Source organism: Cedecea sp. P7760, assembly GCF_013386425.1.
Taxonomy (GTDB): domain Bacteria; phylum Pseudomonadota; class Gammaproteobacteria; order Enterobacterales; family Enterobacteriaceae; genus Cedecea; species Cedecea selenatireducens.
In genome coordinates this window covers 1-22,034 of the sequence record NZ_JACARU010000068.1, presented here as the reverse complement: position 1 = coordinate 22,034, position 22,034 = coordinate 1, and the positions used below count along the sequence as shown (strand labels likewise).

The following is a 22,034-nucleotide window of genomic DNA, read 5'->3' as shown; positions in this document are numbered from 1 at the left end:
CCTTCCTTGAGCTATAGCGGTAAATGGGGCATAACACCCTTAGCGAAACTCAATGGAGCGGAAGGCAATGAAATTCCTCGGAAAGCTGGTTCTTATCCTGTTGGGCCTTGTCATACTGGCGCTGATTGCCTTTTACATCCTGCTGCAAACCCGCTGGGGCGCTGGCCAAATCAGCAGCTGGGTGAATGAAAAAACCAACTACCATCTCTCTTTCAATGAGATGGAACACGACTGGTCTTCGCCCACTCACCTGATGTTTCATAACGTTACTTTTGGCCGCAGCGGCCAGCCCGCAACGCTGGTAGCAAAGAACGTGGATATTGGCCTGAGTACGCGACAGTTTTCTCAGCCACTCTATGTCGACACTATTTTGCTCCAGCAGGGAACGCTGAATCTCAGTTCGAACGCCGTTCCGCTCCCGCTTGAGGCAGATAAACTGCAGCTGCAGGATATGGCCATTAACAGCCCGGATAGCGAGTGGAACCTCAGCGCTCAGCGCGTTGAGGGCGGCGTTTCACCCTGGCAGCCTCAGGCCGGGAAAGTACTGGGCAATAAAGCCACTATAGCCTTCAGCGCGGGCTCACTGACGCTTAATGGCGTCAACGCCAGCAACGTCTTGCTGCAGGGAAACCTGGATAATGAACAAGTCACGCTGACTACTCTCGGTGCAGACGTTGCTCGTGGCTCGCTGACCGGCAACGCCCACCGCAATGCCGACGGCTCATGGCAGGTTGGCAGCCTGCGCCTGAACGATATTCGCCTGCAAACGGCAAAGTCGCTCAGCGATTTTCTAGCGCCGGTGACGTCGATTCCCTCGTTAACCATCGATCGCCTTGAGATAACCGATGCGCGGCTGGAAGGGAAAGAGTGGGCGGTGAGCGACCTGGCCCTTAGCCTGCGTAATCTGACGTTGGCTAACGGAGGCTGGCACAGCGATGACGGCCAGCTGTCGATGAACGCCAGCGAGTTCATCAACGGCTCGCTGCATTTGCAGGATCCGATCGTAAACGTCGATTTTGCTCCAGCTGCGGCCACGCTCCGCCAGTTCAGCTCCCGCTGGGAAGGCGGTTTAGTCCGCGCTTCCGGGCAATGGTTGCGCGAGGGTAATCAGGCGGTGATGGATGAAGTCGTCGTGGGCGGGCTCGAATATACGCTGCCATCCAACTGGAAGGCCCTGTGGATGGAGACGCTTCCGGACTGGCTGAATAGCATCACGGTGAAAAAGTTTTCGGCTAATCGCAATCTGATTATCGATATCGACCCGGCATGGCCGTTCCAAATGACAGGCCTGGATGGTACAGCGACGAATATTCAGCTGGCGCGGGATCATCAATGGGGAATTTGGTCAGGCAATGCCTCGTTTAATGCCGCCGCCGCCACCTTTAACCGGGTTGACGTGCGCCGCCCGTCGCTGTCGTTAACGGCAAATCAGAGCCAGGTGGCGATCACGGAGCTGAGCGCCTTCGCCGGGAAAGGATTACTGGAAGCAACGGCAACCGTGAGCCAAACGCCTCAACGGGCCGTCAGCGTTAGCCTGAAGGGCCAGAGCGTGCCGGTGAACGTGCTGCACGCCTGGGGCTGGCCTTCTCTTCCGCTCGAGGGCGACGGTAACCTGCAGGTTTCGGTTACCGGGCAGGTATCAGCCAATTCGGCTCTGAAACCGACAGTAAACGGCAGCCTGCAGGCCACAGGCGCCAGCGGGCAACAGATCCAACAGACTATGCATAATGGAGAAGTTCCCGGCGCGTAACCTGCGTCCAGGGATCACTCCTCTTCGTTACCGCCCTCTTCCAGGGGGCCAAACGGCTTAGCGGGCAGCACGAGATAAACACCTTCAAATACGGCGCCGGGCGTTTCATTGCCGTAAAGCTCAACCTCAAGCGCAACGCGAGCTTTACGGCCACGGGCAAGCCTGTCCAGATCGCCGCTCAAAGATCCTAAATCGGCGGTTGCCCCCGGTTTCCCGGTGATCGGTTTGCTATAGCGGATATGGGCATCGGCCAGAATAATCGTGCCGCCCAGATGCCGCTCACGCAACATCAGCCAGATAAGTCCCCAGCCGGTTAACGTGGCCAGCGAGAACAGGCTCCCCGCGAAGAGCGTATGGTGCGGATTCTGGTTGCCCGTTTCCGGCATCGTAGTAATGAATTTTTGCCCGGTGTACTGCTGTATGCGCACGCCCATTTTCTCGCTAAGCGGAATATGTTCGTACCAGGCCTGCTGCAGCTGCCCACACCAGTCGCCCCGGTGAAGGATATCGTCAAGCGTGGCGACCGGCTTAATCATCAGGAAGTGGCGTACAGGCGTGGTTTGCGGGGTTGTGATTTCGCCCTGGTTAACAAAGCCCAGCTTGGAGAAAAACGCCACGGCATCTTCACGTGCACTGCAGGTTACGCGCTTAACGCCTTCCTGCCGCGCTACGGACTCCAGAGCCATCGCTACCAGCGTACCTAAACCTTTATCCTGAACCGAAGGGTGTACCGCCATAAACCGAATCGCGGCTTCGTTATCGGCATTAATATAAAGGCGGCCTACGGCAACGGTATTACCCTCTTCATCCACCACCATCTGATGATGCGCCATCGCATCCCATGCATCGCGCTCGGAGCCTTTAGGCTGGTGTAGCGGCTGGCGCAACATTTCCCAGCGGAACTGGTAATAACGGTAAAGTTCTTCTTCTGTTTGTGGCACACGAAGGTGATACATACGTTGCTCTCTCGTTGCGCGGGCCGGTGGCGAGGGTTATACCTGCAGCCAGAACGTCACCGGCCCATCATTAATTAGTGAAACCTGCATATCGGCGGCAAATCGCCCGGTGGGGGCTTCTATCCCCTGCTGCTTGCAGCGCCCGACAAAGTACTCATAGAGAGCTTCAGCCTGCTGTGGCGCCGCGCCACCGGAGAAGCTCGGCCGCATGCCGCGTTCAGTGTCCGCAGCCAGCGTGAACTGAGACACCACCAGCAGGCTGCCGCCCGCCTGCTGAACGTTGAGGTTCATCTTGCCCTGCTCGTCGCTGAAGATTCGATACCCCAGAACGCGCTCGCACAGGCGATTGGCTTTTTGTTCGTTATCTTCTTTTTCGACACCCAACAACACCAAAAGTCCGGGGCCAATTTCACCCGTCACCTCACCCTCCACGGTGACGCTGGCACGGGTTACGCGCTGAATTAATGCAATCATGGTTCTTCCAGTTCTTCCTGCTCTGCAGCTTGTCGTAATTTTCGGTAGTCGCCCAGCGAGGCGGTGATTTCCGCCCCCAGCAACACAATACACCAGGTCCAATAGACCCAGACAAATAATATGGGGATAACCGCCAGCACGCCGTAAATCAGCTGGTAAGAGGGGAACATGGTGATGTAGAGGGCAAACCCCTTCTTGCCCAGCTCAAACAGCAACGCGGCCACCAGAGAGCCTATCATGGCGTCCCTGGCCCGCACGCTGGTCGTCGGCACCAGGCTGTAGAGCAGCCAAAACGAAAGCCAGGAGAGCAGCAGAGGGAAAATGCGCAGCACTTCATCCAGCATGCTGTTCAGTTCGTAAGCCCAGCGCAAAGACAGGAGATAAGAGCTGATCGCCAGGCTTGCCCCGGCCAAAAGTGGCCCGAGCGTCAGGATCATCCAGTAAATGGCAAAGGAATACACTTTTGGCCGCACGCGTTTGCTGCGCCAGATGGTATTTAGCGCGCTGTCTACCGCATACATCAGCAGCAGCGAGGTCACAATCAGCCCGACAGCCCCCACCGCCGTCATTTTATTGGAGTTGGCGACAAACTGTTCGATGTAGCGCTGAATCACGTCCCCGGTGGCCGGCATAAAATTGGCAAAGACAAAATGGCGCAGCTGAACGCTGATATCGGCAAACATCGGAAACGCGGCGAACAGCGCAAATACGACCGCCACCAGCGGCACCAGTGACAGCAAAGACACATAGGCGAGGTTGCCTGCCAGCGTCGTCATATTGTCCTGGTCGATACGCTGCCACAGCAGTTTGCCCCAGGCCCAGAGCGGCCTGAGACGATGTGCAGTTTTACGTGGCACGCTTTTGCTCATCCCTGCTTAGCAAACCAGTCTGGAATGGTCTGCTTGTCGAGCACCTGAATACTGGTAATACCTAATGCCCGCGCGCCGTGAATATTGTCGGCGTTGTCATCGAAGAACACGGCCTGATCCGCAGAGAATCCTTCTTCCTGCAGCACGTTGAGGTAGATTTCCGCGTCCGGCTTGCGCATCCCCATTTCCTGGGAGAGATAGATTTTATCGGCCGATTGCGCCACTTCTGGGTATTCATCAGGCCAGAATCCGGTGTGCAGGCGGTTGGTATTGGAAAGGACCACGACGCGATGTCCCTGCTCGCGGAGTTTTTGCATGACGCCAATCGTCTCTTTGCGCAGGCCAACGAAAATGGCCTGCCAGCCCGCGGCAAACTGCTCGTAGCTCAGCGCAACGTCCATTTCATGGCACAGGCGTTCGGCAAACACTTCATCCGTTATTTGCCCACGTTCGTGCTGATGGAAGGTTTCTCCCATCGCGAAACTTTTCTGCAGGTTGGCTAACGGCACCCGGCTGTAATCGCTCCAGACGCCCAGTACGCGATTAAAGTCGATATCAACGATGACGTTACCTAAATCAAAGATATACAGCATGCGCACCTCCTTTCCGACATGGAGAAATAACTGTAGCGGGAAAGGCTGGCTTTGACTATCAGAGGAAAGCAACGTTGAGCATTCTGAGAGGTAAAATAAAAAAAGCCCCACCTTTGCAGGTAGGGCTTCAATGGACTGCAGAAAAGAAACTTACGCTTCTTTGCTACCACGACCCGCACGTTTGCGGTCGTTTTCAGTCAGGTGGCGCTTACGAATACGCACGGACAGCGGAGTCACTTCTACCAGTTCGTCGTCATCGATGAACTCCAGAGCTTGCTCCAGGGTCATTTTCTGCGCAGGAACCAGAGTGGTCGCTTCGTCAGTACCGGAAGCACGCATGTTGGTCAGCTTCTTACCGGTCAGGCAGTTAACGGTCAGGTCGTTAGAACGACTGTGAATACCGATGATCTGGCCTTCGTAAACTTCAGCCCCGTGGCCCAGGAACAGCTTGCCGCGATCCTGCAGGCCGAACAGAGCAAACGCAACCGCTTTACCCTGACCGTTGGAGATCAGCACGCCGTTCTGACGCTGGCCCACTTCGCCCTGACGGATATCGTCATAGTGGCTGAAGGTGGAGTACAGCAGACCGGTACCGGAGGTCATGGTCATGAATTCGTTACGGAAGCCAATCAGACCACGGCTTGGAATCACGTAGTCAAGACGCACGCGGCCTTTGCCGTCCGGATTCATGTTTTTCAGGTCGCCTTTACGCTCGCCGAGCGCCTGCATCACGGAACCCTGATGCTGCTCTTCGATATCCAGCGTTACGTTTTCGAACGGCTCTTGTTTACGGCCGTCGATTTCGCGGAAGATAACTTTCGGACGGGATACCGCCAGCTCGAAACCTTCACGACGCATGTTTTCGATAAGAACGGAGAGGTGCAGCTCACCACGGCCGGATACGCGGAATGCATCCGCATCTTCGGTTTCTTCAACACGCAGCGCAACGTTGTGTACCAGCTCTTTGTTCAGACGATCCAGAATCTGACGAGAGGTCACGAACTTACCTTCTTTACCGCAGAACGGAGAGGTATTTACGTTGAAGAACATGGAAACGGTTGGCTCATCTACGGACAGCGCTGGCAGCGCTTCAACATTTTGCGGGTCGCAAATGGTGTCGGAGATGTTCAGCTCGCCCAGGCCGGTGATGGCGATGATATCGCCCGCTTCGGCTTCGGTAGACTCGATACGCTCCAGGCCCAGGTGGGTCAGAACTTTACCGACTTTACCGTTACGGGTTTTCCCTTCGCTATCAATGATAGTGATCTGCTGGTTTGGCTTCACTTTGCCGCGTTTGATGCGGCCGATGCCGATAACGCCAACGTAGTTGTTGTAGTCCAGCTGGGAAATTTGCATCTGCAGTGAACCATCGAGGTCAACGTTCGGTGCCGGTACGCGATCGACAATGGCCTGATACAGTGGAGTCATGTCCGCTGCCATATCATTGTGATCCATGCCCGCGATGCCGTTCAGTGCGGATGCATAAATAATTGGGAAGTCGAGCTGCTCGTCGGTCGCATCAAGGTTAACGAACAGGTCGAAGACCTGATCAACAACCCAGTCAGGACGCGCGCCAGGGCGGTCAACTTTGTTGATAACCACGATCGGCTTCAAACCATGGGCAAACGCCTTTTTGGTTACGAAGCGCGTCTGCGGCATTGGGCCATCCATTGCATCAACCACCAGCAGAACGGAGTCAACCATTGACATTACGCGCTCAACTTCACCACCGAAGTCGGCGTGTCCTGGGGTATCAACGATGTTGATACGATAGTCATTCCATTTGATAGCGGTGTTTTTAGCGAGGATGGTAATCCCACGCTCTTTCTCCAGGTCATTGGAGTCCATCACGCGTTCAGTGGCTTCAGCACGTTCGTTACTGAAAGTACCAGATTGCTGCAGCAGCTTATCAACCAGGGTAGTTTTACCATGGTCAACGTGCGCGATGATGGCGATATTACGCAGATTTTCGATCACAACTTTGCCTCAGGCATTAGAAATAGCGCGTTATTGTACACGTATTAATCGAAGGACAGAACAGGATCACAAAGAACCTTTACAAACAATATAGAAAGTAAGGGATTGTGATCGCTTTCACGGAGCTAAAAAGGGAGCTATAACGTAAATTGCACCAATATGGTGCTCAGGTTTTAATCTGAAGCACTATATTGGTGCAAAATATTCATCCTGGTGCAGCCCTTTTGCACTATGGTGCGCATGATAGCGCCTTTTTAGGGTGATTTAAAAGTTGGCACAGATTTCGCTTTAAACATTTTATGGCGAAAAGCCACATTAAGAAGTGTTTGATTACCTCGTTACCACGACGACTACACCAATCCGGGAGAGTTTAAGTATGTCCGCTGAACACGTTTTGACGATGCTGAATGAGCATGAAGTAAAGTTTGTTGATCTGCGCTTTACCGATACTAAAGGTAAAGAACAGCACGTCACTATCCCTGCTCATCAGGTGAATGCTGACTTCTTCGAAGAAGGCAAAATGTTTGACGGCTCCTCGATTGGTGGCTGGAAAGGTATCAACGAATCCGACATGGTGCTGATGCCAGATCCAACGACGGCGGTTATCGACCCGTTCTTCGCGGATTCTACCCTGATTATCCGCTGCGACATTCTCGAGCCAGGCACCATGCAGGGCTACGACCGTGACCCGCGTTCCATTGCAAAACGCGCTGAAGACTACCTGCGCTCTACCGGCATCGCAGACACCGTTCTGTTCGGGCCAGAGCCAGAATTCTTCCTGTTCGACGACATTCGTTTCGGCAGCTCTATCTCCGGCTCCCACGTTGCTATCGATGATATCGAAGGCGCATGGAACACCGGCACCAAATACGAAGGCGGTAACAAAGGCCACCGTCCTGCTGTGAAAGGCGGTTACTTCCCGGTTCCACCGGTCGACTCCGCTCAGGATCTGCGTTCTGCTATGTGTCTGACCATGGAGCAGATGGGCCTGGTTGTTGAAGCTCACCACCACGAAGTAGCGACCGCTGGTCAGAACGAAGTGGCTACCCGCTTCAACACCATGACCAAAAAAGCTGACGAAATTCAGATCTACAAATACGTTGTGCACAACGTTGCTCACGCCTACGGTAAAACCGCGACCTTTATGCCTAAACCAATGTTTGGCGACAACGGTTCTGGTATGCACTGCCACATGTCCCTGTCCAAGAACGGCGTAAACCTGTTCTCCGGCGACAAATACGCAGGCCTGTCTGAGCAAGCGCTGTACTACATCGGTGGTGTTATCAAACACGCTAAAGCGATCAACGCCCTGGCGAACCCAACCACTAACTCCTACAAGCGTCTGGTCCCAGGCTACGAAGCCCCAGTAATGCTGGCGTACTCTGCCCGTAACCGTTCTGCTTCTATCCGTATCCCGGTTGTTGCGTCTCCAAAAGCACGTCGTATCGAAGTGCGCTTCCCGGACCCAGCGGCGAACCCATACCTGTGCTTCGCAGCGCTGCTGATGGCCGGCCTGGACGGTATTAAGAACAAGATCCACCCTGGCGAAGCCATGGACAAAAACCTGTATGACCTGCCGCCAGAAGAAGCGAAAGAGATCCCACAGGTTGCAGGTTCTCTGGAAGAAGCACTGAACGCTCTGAACGAAGACCGTGAGTTCCTGACCGCAGGTGGCGTATTCACCAACGACGCTATCGATGCTTACATCGCGCTGCGTATCGAAGAAAACGACCGCGTACGCATGACTCCGCACCCGGTAGAGTTCGAGCTGTACTACAGCGTCTAATAATTTAGAAATCCAACGAATTTCGCGTTGCAGCAAGACGGCAACTGAGTGAATCCCTGGAAGCATAGGTAACGATGTGACCAGGGTGAGTAAGGGCAGCCAACGCAGCTGTGGCGCGAAGGGCGTTAGGAGTTTTTTGTTGCCGTGGAAACTTTGGCCCATCTCCGGATGGGCTTTTTTCTCCACCGGAATCCCCTGTGACGCTGTTTTTTGTCACCCAAAGACTATAATGCACTAAAACGGTGCACGGAGACTGCTGTATGGCAACTGGCGCGCTGCCCGATGCTGGGCAGATTCTGAATTCTCTCATCAACAGCATCCTGCTCGTGGATGACGAGCTGGCGGTACATTACGCCAACCCTGCGGCTCAGCAACTGCTGGCGCAGAGCTCACGCAAGCTGTACGGCACGCCTCTGCCGGATCTATTGAGTTATTTCTCGTTGAACATTGGCGTCATGCAGGAAAGCCTGATGGCGGGCCAGGGATTTACCGACAACGAGGTTACGCTGGTCATTGATGGCCGATCGCACATTCTCTCCCTGACGGCGCAAAAGCTGCCGGAAGGGTACATCCTGATGGAAATGGCGCCGATGGATAATCAGCGTCGACTGAGCCAGGAACAGCTGCAGCATGCGCAGCAGATTGCCGCCCGAGACTTAGTCCGCGGGCTGGCGCATGAAATTAAAAACCCGCTTGGTGGGCTGCGGGGGGCGGCACAGCTGCTGAGTAAAGCATTGCCGGACCCGTCGCTGACTGAATACACCAAAGTGATTATTGAACAGGCCGATCGCTTAAGAAATCTGGTCGACCGCCTGTTAGGCCCACAGCAGCCGGGGATGCACGTCACCGAAAGCATTCACAAAGTTGCCGAGCGCGTGGTGACGCTGGTGTCGATGGAGCTGCCGGACAACGTGACTCTTGTGCGGGATTACGATCCAAGTTTGCCGGAGTTTGCTCACGATCCGGACCAGATAGAGCAGGTTTTACTGAATATCGTTCGCAATGCGCTGCAGGCGCTGGGCAGTGAAGGCGGTGAGATTATCTTACGCACCCGCACGGCTTTCCAGCTGACGCTTCACGGCTCGCGCTATCGTCTTGCAGCACGCATAGACGTTGAAGATAACGGCCCGGGTATCCCGGCACATTTGCAGGACACGTTGTTCTACCCGATGGTCAGCGGGCGAGAAGGTGGCACCGGGCTTGGTCTTTCCATAGCGCGTAGCCTTATCGACCAGCATTCGGGGAAAATCGAATTCAACAGCTGGCCTGGTCATACCGAATTTTCGGTTTACCTGCCTATTCGGAAGTAGAGGTCTTTATGCAACGAGGGATAGTTTGGGTCGTTGACGACGATAGCTCCATCCGCTGGGTACTGGAGCGCGCGTTAACCGGAGCCGGGTTGATCTGCACCACCTTTGAAAACGGCAATGAGGTGCTGGACGCCCTGGCGACCAAAACCCCGGACGTGCTGCTGTCGGATATTCGTATGCCCGGCATGGACGGTCTTGCCCTGCTAAAGCAGATTAAACAGCGCCATCCTATGCTGCCGGTCATCATAATGACTGCCCATTCGGATTTAGACGCCGCCGTTAGCGCCTATCAACAGGGTGCTTTTGACTATCTGCCAAAACCGTTTGATATCGACGAGGCGGTGGCGCTGGTTGAACGCGCCATCAGCCACTATCAGGAGCAGCAGCAGCCGCGTAATGCGCCGGACAACGGACCAACGACCGACATCATCGGCGAAGCCCCGGCGATGCAGGACGTGTTTCGTATTATTGGCCGCCTGTCGCGTTCGTCCATCAGCGTACTGATTAACGGCGAATCTGGTACCGGTAAAGAGCTTGTGGCGCATGCCCTGCATCGCCACAGCCCGCGGGCTAAATCGCCGTTTATCGCGCTTAATATGGCGGCTATTCCCAAAGATTTAATCGAGTCAGAGCTGTTTGGCCATGAGAAAGGTGCTTTCACCGGCGCCAACCAGATTCGCCAGGGGCGTTTTGAACAGGCCGACGGCGGCACGCTGTTTCTCGATGAAATAGGCGACATGCCGCTGGACGTACAGACCCGGCTGCTCCGCGTGCTGGCCGACGGCCAGTTTTATCGCGTTGGCGGCTACGCGGCCGTTAAAGTCGATGTGCGTATTATTGCCGCAACCCACCAGAACCTCGAGCTACGGGTGCAGGAAGGGAAGTTCCGTGAAGACTTGTTCCACCGCCTGAACGTGATCCGTGTACACCTGCCGCCTCTGCGTGAACGCCGGGAAGATATTCCTCGCCTGTCACGGCACTTCCTGCAGGTGGCCGCACGCGAACTGGGTGTTGAAGCAAAACTGCTGCATCCGGAAACGGAAAATGCCTTAACGCGTCTGGCCTGGCCCGGCAACGTACGCCAGCTGGAAAACACCTGCCGCTGGCTGACGGTGATGGCGGCGGGTCAGGAAGTGCTTATTCAGGATCTCCCGAGCGAGCTGTTTGAAACGACGGTAACCGAAAGCGGCGGGGTTACGCAGACCAACCCTGACAGCTGGGCAATGCTGCTGGCACAGTGGGCGGAACGGGCGCTACGTTCCGGGCATCAGGATCTGCTTTCAGAAGCTCAGCCGGAAATGGAGCGCACGCTGTTAACCACCGCGCTACGACACACTCAGGGACATAAACAAGAAGCGGCTCGCCTGCTGGGCTGGGGGCGAAACACGCTGACTCGTAAGCTAAAAGAGCTGGGAATGGAATAGCGCTTTGCGAAGGTTGAAATAACGGCGGGGCTAAAGCCCGCCGTTTTTATATCACGCGCGAAAACTGCTGCAGGCGCGCTTTTTGCCTCAGGTAGGTATCAAAGCACATACAGATATTGCGGATCAGCAGGCGCCCCTTACCGGTTACCTGAATCCCCTGGCTGTCTATCACCACCAGCCCATCTTTCGCCAGCGGAGCCAGCAGGCCCAGATCTTCTGCAAAGTAGTCAGCAAACGTCAGCGACCATGCTTGCTCAATTTCAGCGAAGTTAAGCTGGAAGTTACAGATCAGCGCCTTAATCACGTCGCGGCGAATACAATCGTCTCGCGTTAACGCCAGACCGCGCCACAGCGCATTGCCCTGCTCGTCCACCTGCTGATAATAAGACTTCAGCTCTTTCTGGTTCTGCGCGTAGCAATCGCCAATCATGCTGATGGCCGACACGCCAAGCCCCAGTAAATCGGTATCGCCCTGAGTGGTGTAGCCCTGGAAATTACGGTGCAGTTTGCCTTCACGCTGGGCAATAGCCAGTTCGTCATCCGGGCGGGCAAAATGATCCATACCGATAAATTGATAGCCTGAGCCGGTCAGCGAAGCGATGGTTTCCTGCAGGATATCCAGCTTCTGCTGGGCGCTCGGTAAGTCAGCGTCTTTGATCTTACGTTGGGCGGCAAACAGCGTCGGCAGGTGCGCATAGTTAAAAACGCTCAGACGATGCGGGCTTAGCTCGGCCACACGCTTGAGCGTAAAGGCAAAGCTTTCCGGCGTTTGCTTTGGCAGGCCGTAAATCAGGTCGATATTGGTGGAAGTAAAACCCAGCTCTCGCGCACGTTGAATAAGCGCGAAAATAAACTCTTCGTCCTGCTCACGGTTAACCAGACGCTGCACTTCTTTATTGAAGTCCTGAACGCCCATGCTGAGGCGGGTAAAACCTTCCTGCCGAAGATGATCGAGCACGTCCAGCTCGATTTCACGCGGGTCAACTTCAATGGACAGTTCGGCGTCGTCGTTAAAGCGGAAATTACCGCGCAGCAGCGTCATCAGGCGACTGATTTGCGCTTTGCTCAGGTAAGTTGGCGTCCCGCCGCCCCAGTGCAGCTGGCTAACGTGACGGCCAGCAAACAGCGGCGCACGGTGGATGATTTCCTGTTCCAGGGCATCGAGATACTGATCGGCTTTATGCTGCTGGCGGGTCACAATTTTATTGCAGCCGCAGAAATAGCAAAGCTTGTGGCAGAACGGGATATGCACGTAGAGCGACAGCGGGCGCTCCGGGTAACGGGCAACCGCCTGCAAAAATTCCGCCTCGCCAAAAGCTTCTGAGAACTCCAGCGCGGTCGGATAAGAGGTGTAACGCGGCCCTGAATAATTATATTTCTGGATCAGAGCCAGATCCCAGTCGATTAACTGCTCAGACATACTCACTCCTTGCGGTGTTGTCGCCGGCGCCGACGAGGCGAAGCTGGCCCGCTCGTTCCGCGAGCCATAACCCTTCGCCGCAGCAAATTCTGCAGCCGCGACAGCCGCCGTAGTTTAACGAATAACCACAGCAGATAACACACCAGCGGAATAACCATAATAAGAACAGGTAATCCCATAGGAGTAAGCGTCAGTTACCGCCCTTCAGCAGACGCATTAAATCGTCAGCTTTTTCTTCTTCTTCCTCTTCATCGTCTTCCCAGGCGATGCCGAGTTCGGCCATCAACGCGTCGATACGATCGAGCTTCGCATCAACCCAGGACTGCTCTTCTTTGCTCAGGGTTTCGCCTGCTTCCAGACGCTCCAGCAGCCCATCCAGGCGCTCATCGTTTTCCAGCATATCCAGCTCAGCCTGTGGTGTTAGCATAGGTTTCTCGCTCTTAGGTTTGTGCTGTTTAGCGACCGGTGCTGCATCGGTTACGCCCAGTTGAATTGGTTTTTTACTGCCAATGCGCGGGTCTTTCGCCTGACCCGAGGACTTACCGCCTTTTGCCTGGCTTTCGCCGTTAGCGCGGCTACCCGCTGCGTGGCCACTGTGTTTTTTCTGGCGCTTGCGCTCACGCGCTTCCTGGTCAATCTCTTCGCGCGATTTGCGGCGTGCTTTTGCCGGTTTTTTACCTTGTGGTGCAGAGTTTTGTTGCTTCATGATAAGTCGTCTTAAGCCATTTTATTCAGTATAGAATTGCGGCGGAATCTAGCAGAAAGCAAGCAAAGAAAAAAGGCGACAGGTTAACCAACCCTTATTTTCTTCATTAAGTTTCTCTTCTGGCGAGAAACACGGCGTTTTTCGCTCGTTCAGGTATAATCCCCGGCAAATGCTTACCTGACGGAGACAACCGTTTTGAAAAACTGGAACTATCAACTGACTAAGTTCGTGCTCAGCGCACCGGACATTCGCCATCTGCCTTCTGATACCGGTATTGAGGTTGCTTTCGCAGGCCGCTCTAACGCGGGTAAGTCCAGCTCGCTGAACACGCTGACCAACCAGAAAGGCCTGGCTCGCACCAGTAAAACCCCTGGTCGTACCCAGCTTATCAACCTGTTCGAAGTTGCCGAAGGCAAACGCCTGGTGGATTTACCGGGCTACGGCTATGCCGAAGTCCCTGAAGAGGTGAAGCACAAGTGGCAGCGCGCGCTGGGTGAATACCTGCAAAAGCGTAACAGCCTGAAAGGCCTGGTCGTGCTGATGGATATTCGTCATCCGCTGAAAGATCTCGACCAGCAGATGATTCAGTGGGCCGTAGCCAGCAATATCGAAGTGATGCTGCTGCTGACCAAAGCCGACAAGCTGGCTTCAGGCGCACGTAAAGCGCAGCTGAATATGGTGCGCGAGGCGGTTCTGGCGTTTGGCGGGAATATCGAGGTTGAGGCGTTCTCTTCCCTGAAGAAAACCGGCGTCGATAAACTGCGCCTGAAGCTGGATAGCTGGTACAACGATCTGCCACCGGCGGTGGAAGAAGAAGCGGCTGAAGAGTAATTAAAACACGTCCTCTGGCATATCCGATTTGCTCGGGGCTTGTCATCAGTCCAATACGCGGCCCAGGCCGCGTTTTTCTTTTGTTTCGCGCAATAAAAAACGCCCCAGTCATTTCTGACTGGGGCGGCTAAATATTCAGCCAAATCCGATTACGTGAAGTAAAAGGTCTGAAAGATAGAACATCTTACCTCTGTACCCTACGCGAATAACTCTACTCCTTTTTAATCGCTCAAAAAAGCATTTTTTGTAGTTTTTTTTCACTTTTTGCATCACATTCTTGAAGCATCATCACAAAAAGCTATGACTTATGTTGCTTAGTTACAAAAACATGACCTGAGCATTGAGTATTAATGCGCCTCATCCCAGTTCTTACCGCTGCCCACTTCCACCAGCAGCGGCACGTCGAGCTTCATGCTGTTTTCCATAAGCTCATGCACCTTTTCAGACACCGCTTCCACGTCGTCTTTGTGCACTTCGAATACCAGTTCATCGTGAACCTGCATGATCATTTTCACCCGTGGTTTATCCGTCTCCAGCCAGGCATCGACGGCAATCATCGCGCGCTTGATGATGTCAGCGGCGGTTCCCTGCATCGGGGCGTTGATCGCGGCACGTTCTGCCCCGGCACGGCGAGCGCCATTGCTGGAATTGATATCCGGCAGATAGAGGCGGCGGCCATCCAGCGTTTCTACATAGCCCCGATCTTTCGCCTGAGCACGCGTACGCTCCATATACTCCAGCACGCCCGGGTAACGCTCGAAGTAGAGATCCATGTACTTTTGGGACTCTTTACGTGGAATGTTGAGCTGGCGGGAAAGGCCAAAGGCGCTCATTCCGTAGATCAGACCAAAGTTAATCGCCTTCGCGCTGCGGCGCTGCTCGCCGGTAACGCTTTCAAGCGGCAGGCCAAAGACTTCTGCCGCAGTGGCGCGGTGGATATCTTTTCCTTCGGCAAAGGCGCTTAGCAAGCCTTTATCGCGGGAAAGATGAGCCATGATGCGCAGTTCAATTTGCGAGTAGTCCGCAGAAAGGATCACGTAGTCTTCAGGCGCAATAAAGGCCTGGCGAATACGGCGACCTTCATCGTTACGAACCGGGATGTTCTGCAGGTTAGGGTCGGTAGAAGACAGGCGACCGGTCGCCGTTACCGCCTGATGATAAGACGTATGTACGCGTCCGGTTATCGGGCTAATCATCAGCGGCAGTTTGTCGGTATAGGTGGATTTCAGCTTCGCAAGGCCGCGGTATTCCAGAATCACCTTAGGCAGCGGGTAATCCAGCGCCAGCTCTTCAAGTACCTCTTCGGAGGTTGACGGTGCACCGCCTGGCGTTTTCTTCAGCGGCTTAATGCCCTGCTTTTCAAACAGAATCGTTTGCAGCTGCTTAGTCGAAGAGAGATTAAATTCCTCGCCGGCAATGTCATGGGCCTTAAGCTCAAGCTCGGCAAGGCGTTTGGTCAGCTCGACGGAATGCGTGTGCAAAATAGTCGGGTCAATTTTAACGCCGTTGCGTTCAATACGTGAAATCACCGGTACCAGAGGCATTTCGACGTTTTTAAAGATGTTCAGCGGACCTTCGGTCTGCTCAAGCTTCGGCCACATTTTCAGGTGCAGCTGCAGCGTTACGTCTGCATCTTCTGCCGCATAACGCCCGGCCGTTTCCAGATCGATCTGGTTAAAGGTCAGCTGTTTTTTTCCTTTGCCGGCAATCTCTTCAAACGAGATGGTTTGGTGCTTCAGCCAGCGATCGGCAAGGCTGTCCATATCATGACGGCCCGCTACGCTGTCCAGCGTGTAGGACTCCAGCATGGTGTCAAAAGCAATACCACGCAGCTCAATGCCATAGTTCTGCATGATGCCACGGTCATATTTCAGGTTCTGGCCTACCTTCAGCGCTTTATCATCTTCCAGCAGCGGCTTAAGCAGCTCAAGCGCTCGTTCGCGCGAGATCTGATCTGGCGCATCGAGGTAATCATGAGCAACCGGGATGTAACAGGCGACGCCCGGTTCCGTGGCAAAGGAAAGCCCCACCAGGTTCGCGCTGACGTTATCCAGGCTGTCGGTTTCGGTATCAAACGCAAAGAGCGGCGCTTTTTTCAGCCGTTCAATCCATTCAACCAGCACCTTCTCATCGAGGATAGTGACGTAGTTGTCATAAGAGAGCTGGCTGGCTGGCGCTTCGGGTTCGACTTCAACCTCGGCGGCTTTGTGCGGCTGTGCTGCCGGTTTAGCGCCTTTAGCCTGCATCCACTTGCCGGCTTCTACGTCGGTTACCCAGCGTTTGAATTCATACTGCTTAAAGAGGCCCAACAGTTCGTCCGCCGCAGGCTGCTGAATCTCAAGCTGCTCGCAGCCCAACTCCAGCTCAACGTCGGTTTTAATGGTAGCCAGTTTGTAGGACAGGTAAGCCAGCTCTTTGCTTTGCTCCAGCTTGGCAGCCATAGTTTTCGCACCGCGGAAGGAAAGCTCTGCGATTTTTTCCGGGTTGGCATAAAGCGTATCCAGACCACCAAGGCCCTGTAGCAGCGCCTGCGCCGTTTTCTCACCGACGCCCGGCACGCCAGGGATGTTATCGGAGGAGTCGCCCATTAGCGCCAGGAAGTCGATGATCAGTTCCGGCGGCACGCCGTACTTTGTCTGCACTTCTTCCGGCCCAAGAATAGTGTTGGTCATGGTGTTAATCAGCGTAACGCCAGGCGTCACCAGCTGCGCCATGTCTTTATCGCCGGTACTAATAAGCACCGGGCGACCGACCTTTTCAGCCTCCAGCGCCAGCGTCCCGATAACGTCATCGGCCTCAACGCCAGACACCGCCAGCAGCGGCAGCCCCATCGCTTTCACCATCGCGTGCAGCGGCTCAATCTGCGCTCTTAAATCGTCCGGCATCGGCGGGCGGTGCGATTTATAGTGCTCAAAAAGCTCATCACGGAACGTTTTGCCTTTGGCATCAAACACCACGGCCGCGTGCGTTGGCTGATACTGCAAAATCAGGCTACGCAGCATGTTCAGCACGCCGTACATCGCCCCCGTTGGCTCGCCACGGCTGTTCGTCAGCGGTGGGAAGGCGTGATATGCCCGATAAAGATAGGAAGAGCCATCAACGAGGATAAGCGGGTTGTCTGCGATCTGGACCATAATGTTCCGTTCCATGCCTGTGATTAATTTATTGTTCAAGGATGCCATAGCCAGGCCAAAAACATGAACTATTGGGCGCAATATGCTGAAAAGAATTCCTGGATCGGGAGATCCTGCGCAAGATCAAATCTGTGGATAACTTTGTGTATATATTTTTAACTAACTAATTTCACGAAATTATTTTTATTCTTATCATATTAAATGCATTTTAATTTCAGTAAGTTAACAGCATGATTGTTTAGCCTTAGTGAATTAACTAACGATCGTTTGATGTGGATATATACTCAGACGAGTGATAAATGACGAGTCATTGTCCTACCCATAAATGCGATTCATGAAAATCCTGTTCATTTGGCGAGTCGTCATTTTAGGTTTTCTGATAAAATCCGCCTCTTATTGCCGTTAATACCAGCGATCCACACTCACTTAACCTGCAAAAAAATTACCTATGTCGAGATTACTCGCCGCGATCACATTAGTGCTAAGTGTTGCACTGGCTATTCTGGTCACGATCGCCTGTTCTGTGCCTATCATTATGGCCGGGATCGTTAAGCTACTGCTGCCCGTGCCGGTTATCTGGCGCTCAATCTCGGTATTTGCTGATTTCATGATGTACTGCTGGTGCGAAGGGCTCGCGCTGCTGCTGCGCCTCAATCCTTATTTAAAATGGGATGTTGAGGGACTGGAAGGACTTAACAAAAAGCACTGGTATTTGTTAATCAGCAATCATCAAAGCTGGGCAGATATCGTGATCCTTAGCGTGCTGTTCCGCAAACATATCCCCATGAACAAATACTTCCTTAAACAGCAGCTGGCCTGGGTTCCCTTTATGGGACTGGCCTGCTGGGCGCTGGATATGCCGTTTATGAAACGCTACTCGCGAGCTTATTTGCTGCGCCATCCGGAGCGACGCGGCAAAGATGTTGAAACCACGCGTCGTTCCTGCATGAAGTTTCGTGCCCATCCAACAACGATTGTGAATTTTGTTGAGGGTTCACGCTTCACCGCAGAGAAAAAGTCTCAGACTCGTTCGCCGTTTAACTATCTGTTAGCGCCAAAAGCAGCCGGTATTGCAATGGCGATGAATGTACTGGGCAAGCAGTTCGACAAGATGCTGAACGTCACGCTGTGCTACCCGGAAAACGACCGTTTGCCTTTCTACGATATGCTGTCAGGAAAGATGACGAAAATTGTTGTGCGTGTTTCTTTGGTGCCGATTACCGAGGAGCTGCACGGGGATTATGTAAACGATAAAAACTTTAAGCGTCGTTTCCAGCTCTGGCTAAGCAGGCTGTGGAACGAGAAAGATAAGCAGCTGGAAGCGCTGCACGGCGAGGAAAAAAAAGCCGGTCAGTGACCGGCTTCTTCTTATCTTATTTCTTCTCAACCAGGTATTTCACCGTGTCAGCATACTGCTGCACGAAGATATCCATGCTGCTGGTATCCATCCCCTGCATGTTCAGCTGATATTTGCCGTTAACAAACATGGCCGGTACGCCCTGCAGCTGAAGATCGGCTGCCGCTTTCTCTTGCTGAGCAACCAGAGATTTGACCACGAAGCTGTTCCAGGCCGCATCGTACTCTTCCGGCTTCACGCCCGCATCGATAAATACCTTGCGGATGTCTGCGTCGTTCTGCACGGTTTGAGTTTTCTGAACGGCTTCAAACATTGGGGACGTAATTTTATCTTCCACGCCCAGCGCCATAGCCACTGCCCATGCCTGAGTCAGATCTTTGCCCAATGGGCCCAGGAACTCAACGTGGTACTTGGTCATTTTGGTGCCTTCCGGCAGCTTTTTCTTCACGTTATCAGAAACATGAAGAACCTGTTCGAACTGGTAGCAGTGCGGGCAGTAGAATGAGAAAAACTCTAATACCTGTGGCTCACCGGCAACCGGTTTATCCAGGGTGACGTACTGTTTACCGTCGGTAAACTGTGCTGCAGAAGCGCTAAATGCCAGGATCATGCCCGCCAGCGCCAGCCAAATCTTCTTCATAATCAACTCTCTCCTGAATTTTACTGATTAATACATTGGCGTTAATTGTAATGGTGGTTCTCGAAGAACCCGGACCTGCTCTGTAAAGGTTGCAGTCTGTCTTCTCCAGAAATCCTCCTCGCTAAACCAGGGGAAATTTCGGGGGAATGCGGGGTCATCCCAGCGTCGCATCAGCCACGCGAGATAATAAACAATGCGCATAGCGCGTAGCGGTTCAATCAGGGTTAGTTCGCCGGTATCAAACGTCGAAAACTCTTCGTAAGCTTCAATAATGGTTTCTAACTGCATGCGCTGTTCGGCCTTATCGCCATTAAGCAACATCCAGATATCCTGCACGGCCGGACCATTACGAGCATCATCAAGATCAACGAACAGCGGCCCGTCGCGCCAGAGAATGTTACCCGGATGGCAGTCACCGTGCAGGCGAAGTGATTCAAAATCGGTGTGCCAGGTGAGTTTTACTTCGTCGATCAACGCATCTGTTGCGGTCAAAAAGTCTTTCTTAAGGGCGCGGGGAATAAGCTTGCTGTCTTCAAATAGCTCACGCGGCTGAAAAAGATATTCATCCAGGCCAAAGGTTGGGCGGTGCTGAAAGAGTTGCTGGCGACCCGTTTGATGAATGCGGCCAAGATAGCGACCCACCCATTCCATTTGGTCAAGGTTATCGGTTTCATACTGCCGCCCCCCCAGGCTTGGGAACACGGCAAACATAAACCCCTGATGCTGCAGGAGTGTGTTTCCCGCAAAACGGAGGGGAGCAGCCATAGGCACTTCATCAGCCTGAAGCTCCAGCGCAAATTGATGCTCCTCTTCAATTTGCGCCGCTGACCAGCGATGTGGACGATAAAACTTCACCACAAACCGTTGGCGATCTTCATCCTGGAATTGGTAAACGCGGTTTTCAAAACTGTTTAACGGCGTCAAACCCGAATCAACCCGAATGCCCTGTTCAAAAAGAGCATCGAGGATAGTATCCGGATGTAGAGTCTGGAAATTAAAAGCGCTGTCTGTCATCCCGGCAACCGGAGTAAATACGAATACTTCAGGATAACATTTCAAAACCGCTTAAGTGTCTCGACTTACAAGCTTTTACTCTTTAATCACACCACGTGCGCGCAACAGAGCCGTTTTAAAGTCTTCCTCATAGTCTTTTTTAAGACCCGGAATAGCGTCATCTTTTGCAGAATCACGCATTTTAAGGTGGTAGATCAGTACATCGTCAGTCAGATCGGTCAGCTCACCGCGATAGCCTGACTCCGTGGCCAGTTTCTGCAAGAATTGTATCAGGTTAAGATCTGGATCTTTCTGCCATGCCGGCTGAAGCAGTTCAAGAAGTTCGTTCAGGCGCTTACATTTCATGTTGGTGTTCCTTATCACATGTGAAAGGCAACACGTTAGCAGGCTCAAACCCACATTAAAAGAGGCGATATTCGTGCAGCGATTAACAGAGGTAACTGGCGTTGTGCTGGCCGGCGGCCGGGGAAGCAGAATGGGCGGTAGCGATAAAGGATTAGCCTTGCTTAACGGCCAGCCACTTTTCCAGCACGTCCTCAACGCATTAAAGCTACAGGTAGGCGATGTTGTCATCAGCGCCAACAGAAACCTCGAGATCTATCAGCTAAGTGGCGCTCCGGTTATCCAGGATTCAATGAGTGATTATCAGGGGCCGCTGGCCGGTATGTTAGCCGTTATAGAACAAACGGAAAGCGAGTGGCTGTTATTCTGCCCTTGCGACACCCCTAATATACCCGAAGATCTGGCATCAAGACTCTGGCAGGCGCGTGAAAATGCGCCGGCAACCTGGGTAAATGACGGCCAACGGGATCACCCTGGCGTTGCACTACTTCATCGTTCCCTTTGTTTGCCGCTAACAGAATATTTGCACTCAGGCGAAAGACGAGTGATGCAGTTTTTATTGAGCACCGGCGGGCATGCAGTCTCTTTTGATGGCCTGGCAGACTGTTTCACCAACATAAATACTCTTGATGAGCTTTCACGATGGCAGAAAAAAGGATAGTAGCGCCTTTATTGGCTATTGCGGCCTGGAGCGGTACAGGAAAAACCACGTTACTGAAGCAGCTGATCCCACTTTTGCTGGAGAAAGGCATCAGGCCAGGACTTATCAAACATACGCATCATGATATGGATGTGGATAAACCGGGTAAGGATAGCTATGAGCTACGCAAAGCTGGCGCAGCGCAAACCATCGTCGCCAGCCAGAAGCGTTGGGCACTAATGACGGAAACGCCCGAAATACCTGACCTGGATCTACATTACCTTGCCTCAAGGATGGACAGCAGCAGGTTGGATCTTATTCTTGTCGAGGGTTTCAAACACGAGCCGGTGGCAAAAATCCTGCTGTTCAGACAGGAAACGGGTCATAAAGCGGAAGAATTAGAGATCGATCCCTGTGTTATCGCTGTAGCCAGTAACGTACCTTTGACCATTTCCGTACCCGTATTGGATATTAATAATGCAGAAGGGATTGCTGATTTCATCTATGAATGGATAAAACAGCAATAACGAGCTGAAAAGATGCCGCTTGCGGCGTTTTTTTAATCTGTAAAAAGCAAAAAACCCCAGCCGTCAGGCTGAGGTTTTCTGTTTTATTTGATGCCTGGCAGTTCCCTACTCTCGCATGGGGAGACCCCACACTACCATCGGCGCTACGGCGTTTCACTTCTGAGTTCGGCATGGGGTCAGGTGGGACCACCGCGCTACGGCCGCCAGGCAAATTCTGTTTATTGACCGTCATGCTCTCGCATAACCATCAATCTAATCCTGAACTAAGCTGAAAATTTACTCTT

Annotated in this window: 19 protein-coding genes and 1 rRNA gene; 8 read left to right on the top strand and 12 right to left on the bottom strand. The window is 53.2% G+C overall.

The window, feature by feature from the left end; genetic code table 11:
• The first annotated feature begins 67 nt into the window (after window positions 1-67).
• A complete protein-coding gene (locus HX778_RS21090) occupies window positions 68-1,750 on the top strand; it encodes an AsmA family protein (protein WP_176982983.1) in 1,683 nt (560 codons plus the stop codon).
• Window positions 1,751-1,764: 14 nt separating this feature from the next.
• Here HX778_RS21090 and fabY read toward each other — a convergent pair whose 3' ends face one another.
• The 5 genes from fabY to typA all read right to left on the bottom strand — a co-directional run bounded on the left by fabY (window position 1,765) and on the right by typA (window position 6,619).
• Window positions 1,765-2,706: a fatty acid biosynthesis protein FabY gene (gene fabY / locus HX778_RS21085; RefSeq protein WP_176982982.1), complete on the bottom strand. Its 942-nt coding sequence runs from the start codon at window positions 2,704-2,706 to the stop codon at window positions 1,765-1,767.
• Between the two features lie 36 nt (window positions 2,707-2,742).
• Window positions 2,743-3,180 carry a D-aminoacyl-tRNA deacylase gene (dtd, locus tag HX778_RS21080; protein WP_038477220.1) on the bottom strand — a complete coding sequence of 146 codons (438 nt, stop codon included), beginning with the start codon at window positions 3,178-3,180 and terminating at the stop codon, window positions 2,743-2,745.
• On the bottom strand, window positions 3,177-4,049 hold the full coding sequence (locus HX778_RS21075) for a virulence factor BrkB family protein (protein ID WP_176982981.1): 873 nt from the start codon (window positions 4,047-4,049) through the stop codon (window positions 3,177-3,179). Before HX778_RS21075 ends, dtd begins: the two co-directional genes overlap by 4 nt.
• Window positions 4,046-4,642: a glucose-1-phosphatase gene (yihX, locus tag HX778_RS21070; RefSeq protein ID WP_176982980.1), complete on the bottom strand. Its 597-nt coding sequence runs from the start codon at window positions 4,640-4,642 to the stop codon at window positions 4,046-4,048. Before yihX ends, HX778_RS21075 begins: the two co-directional genes overlap by 4 nt.
• 150 nt (window positions 4,643-4,792) lie before the next feature.
• Complete coding sequence (typA, locus tag HX778_RS21065; RefSeq protein WP_176982979.1) at window positions 4,793-6,619, bottom strand: ribosome-dependent GTPase TypA; 1,827 nt, start codon at window positions 6,617-6,619, stop codon at window positions 4,793-4,795.
• 376 nt (window positions 6,620-6,995) lie between these two features.
• On the opposite strand from typA, the gene glnA reads away from it, so the two are divergent.
• The 3 genes from glnA (at window position 6,996) to glnG (ending at window position 11,139) form a co-directional block, all read left to right on the top strand.
• Window positions 6,996-8,405, top strand: coding sequence for a glutamate--ammonia ligase (gene glnA / locus HX778_RS21060; protein ID WP_038477231.1), 1,410 nt, complete (start codon window positions 6,996-6,998; stop codon window positions 8,403-8,405).
• Window positions 8,406-8,665: 260 nt separating this feature from the next.
• Window positions 8,666-9,715: a nitrogen regulation protein NR(II) gene (gene glnL, locus HX778_RS21055; protein ID WP_038477234.1), complete on the top strand. Its 1,050-nt coding sequence runs from the start codon at window positions 8,666-8,668 to the stop codon at window positions 9,713-9,715.
• Between the two features lie 8 nt (window positions 9,716-9,723).
• Window positions 9,724-11,139 carry a nitrogen regulation protein NR(I) gene (gene glnG, locus HX778_RS21050; protein WP_038477237.1) on the top strand — a complete coding sequence of 472 codons (1,416 nt, stop codon included), beginning with the start codon at window positions 9,724-9,726 and terminating at the stop codon, window positions 11,137-11,139.
• Window positions 11,140-11,185: 46 nt separating this feature from the next.
• Here glnG and hemN read toward each other — a convergent pair whose 3' ends face one another.
• Both hemN and yihI read right to left on the bottom strand, forming a co-directional pair.
• Window positions 11,186-12,559 carry an oxygen-independent coproporphyrinogen III oxidase gene (gene hemN, locus HX778_RS21045; RefSeq protein WP_038477239.1) on the bottom strand — a complete coding sequence of 458 codons (1,374 nt, stop codon included), beginning with the start codon at window positions 12,557-12,559 and terminating at the stop codon, window positions 11,186-11,188.
• A 190-nt stretch (window positions 12,560-12,749) separates the two neighbouring features.
• Window positions 12,750-13,265: a Der GTPase-activating protein YihI gene (gene yihI, locus HX778_RS21040; RefSeq protein WP_038477242.1), complete on the bottom strand. Its 516-nt coding sequence runs from the start codon at window positions 13,263-13,265 to the stop codon at window positions 12,750-12,752.
• Window positions 13,266-13,460: 195 nt separating this feature from the next.
• On the opposite strand from yihI, the gene yihA reads away from it, so the two are divergent.
• Entirely contained in the window at window positions 13,461-14,096 is a 636-nt protein-coding gene (yihA, locus tag HX778_RS21035; protein WP_038477245.1) for a ribosome biogenesis GTP-binding protein YihA/YsxC, read from the top strand.
• A gap of 347 nt (window positions 14,097-14,443) precedes the next feature.
• Here the strand turns inward: yihA and polA are convergent, their stop codons facing one another.
• Entirely contained in the window at window positions 14,444-17,230 is a 2,787-nt protein-coding gene (polA, locus tag HX778_RS21030) for a DNA polymerase I (protein ID WP_176982978.1), read from the bottom strand.
• 448 nt (window positions 17,231-17,678) lie between these two features.
• Between polA and HX778_RS21025 the strand changes: the two genes are divergently transcribed.
• Window positions 17,679-18,587 carry an acyltransferase gene (locus HX778_RS21025; RefSeq protein WP_176982977.1) on the top strand — a complete coding sequence of 303 codons (909 nt, stop codon included), beginning with the start codon at window positions 17,679-17,681 and terminating at the stop codon, window positions 18,585-18,587.
• A gap of 16 nt (window positions 18,588-18,603) precedes the next feature.
• On the opposite strand, the gene dsbA is transcribed toward HX778_RS21025, so the two are convergent.
• The 3 genes from dsbA to HX778_RS21010 form a co-directional block, all read right to left on the bottom strand.
• Window positions 18,604-19,227 carry a thiol:disulfide interchange protein DsbA gene (gene dsbA / locus HX778_RS21020; RefSeq protein WP_038477254.1) on the bottom strand — a complete coding sequence of 208 codons (624 nt, stop codon included), beginning with the start codon at window positions 19,225-19,227 and terminating at the stop codon, window positions 18,604-18,606.
• Between the two features lie 27 nt (window positions 19,228-19,254).
• Window positions 19,255-20,241: a serine/threonine protein kinase gene (locus HX778_RS21015; RefSeq protein ID WP_176982976.1), complete on the bottom strand. Its 987-nt coding sequence runs from the start codon at window positions 20,239-20,241 to the stop codon at window positions 19,255-19,257.
• A gap of 75 nt (window positions 20,242-20,316) precedes the next feature.
• Entirely contained in the window at window positions 20,317-20,586 is a 270-nt protein-coding gene (locus HX778_RS21010) for a YihD family protein (protein ID WP_038477260.1), read from the bottom strand.
• A 73-nt stretch (window positions 20,587-20,659) separates the two neighbouring features.
• On the opposite strand from HX778_RS21010, the gene mobA reads away from it, so the two are divergent.
• Complete coding sequence (gene mobA / locus HX778_RS21005; RefSeq protein ID WP_370527410.1) at window positions 20,660-21,244, top strand: molybdenum cofactor guanylyltransferase MobA; 585 nt, start codon at window positions 20,660-20,662, stop codon at window positions 21,242-21,244.
• Entirely contained in the window at window positions 21,226-21,750 is a 525-nt protein-coding gene (gene mobB / locus HX778_RS21000) for a molybdopterin-guanine dinucleotide biosynthesis protein MobB (RefSeq protein ID WP_154188822.1), read from the top strand. Before mobA ends, mobB begins: the two co-directional genes overlap by 19 nt.
• Before the next feature lie 92 nt (window positions 21,751-21,842).
• On the opposite strand, the gene rrf is transcribed toward mobB, so the two are convergent.
• Window positions 21,843-21,958, bottom strand: a 5S ribosomal RNA gene (gene rrf / locus HX778_RS20995).
• Window positions 21,959-22,034 lie beyond the last annotated feature (76 nt).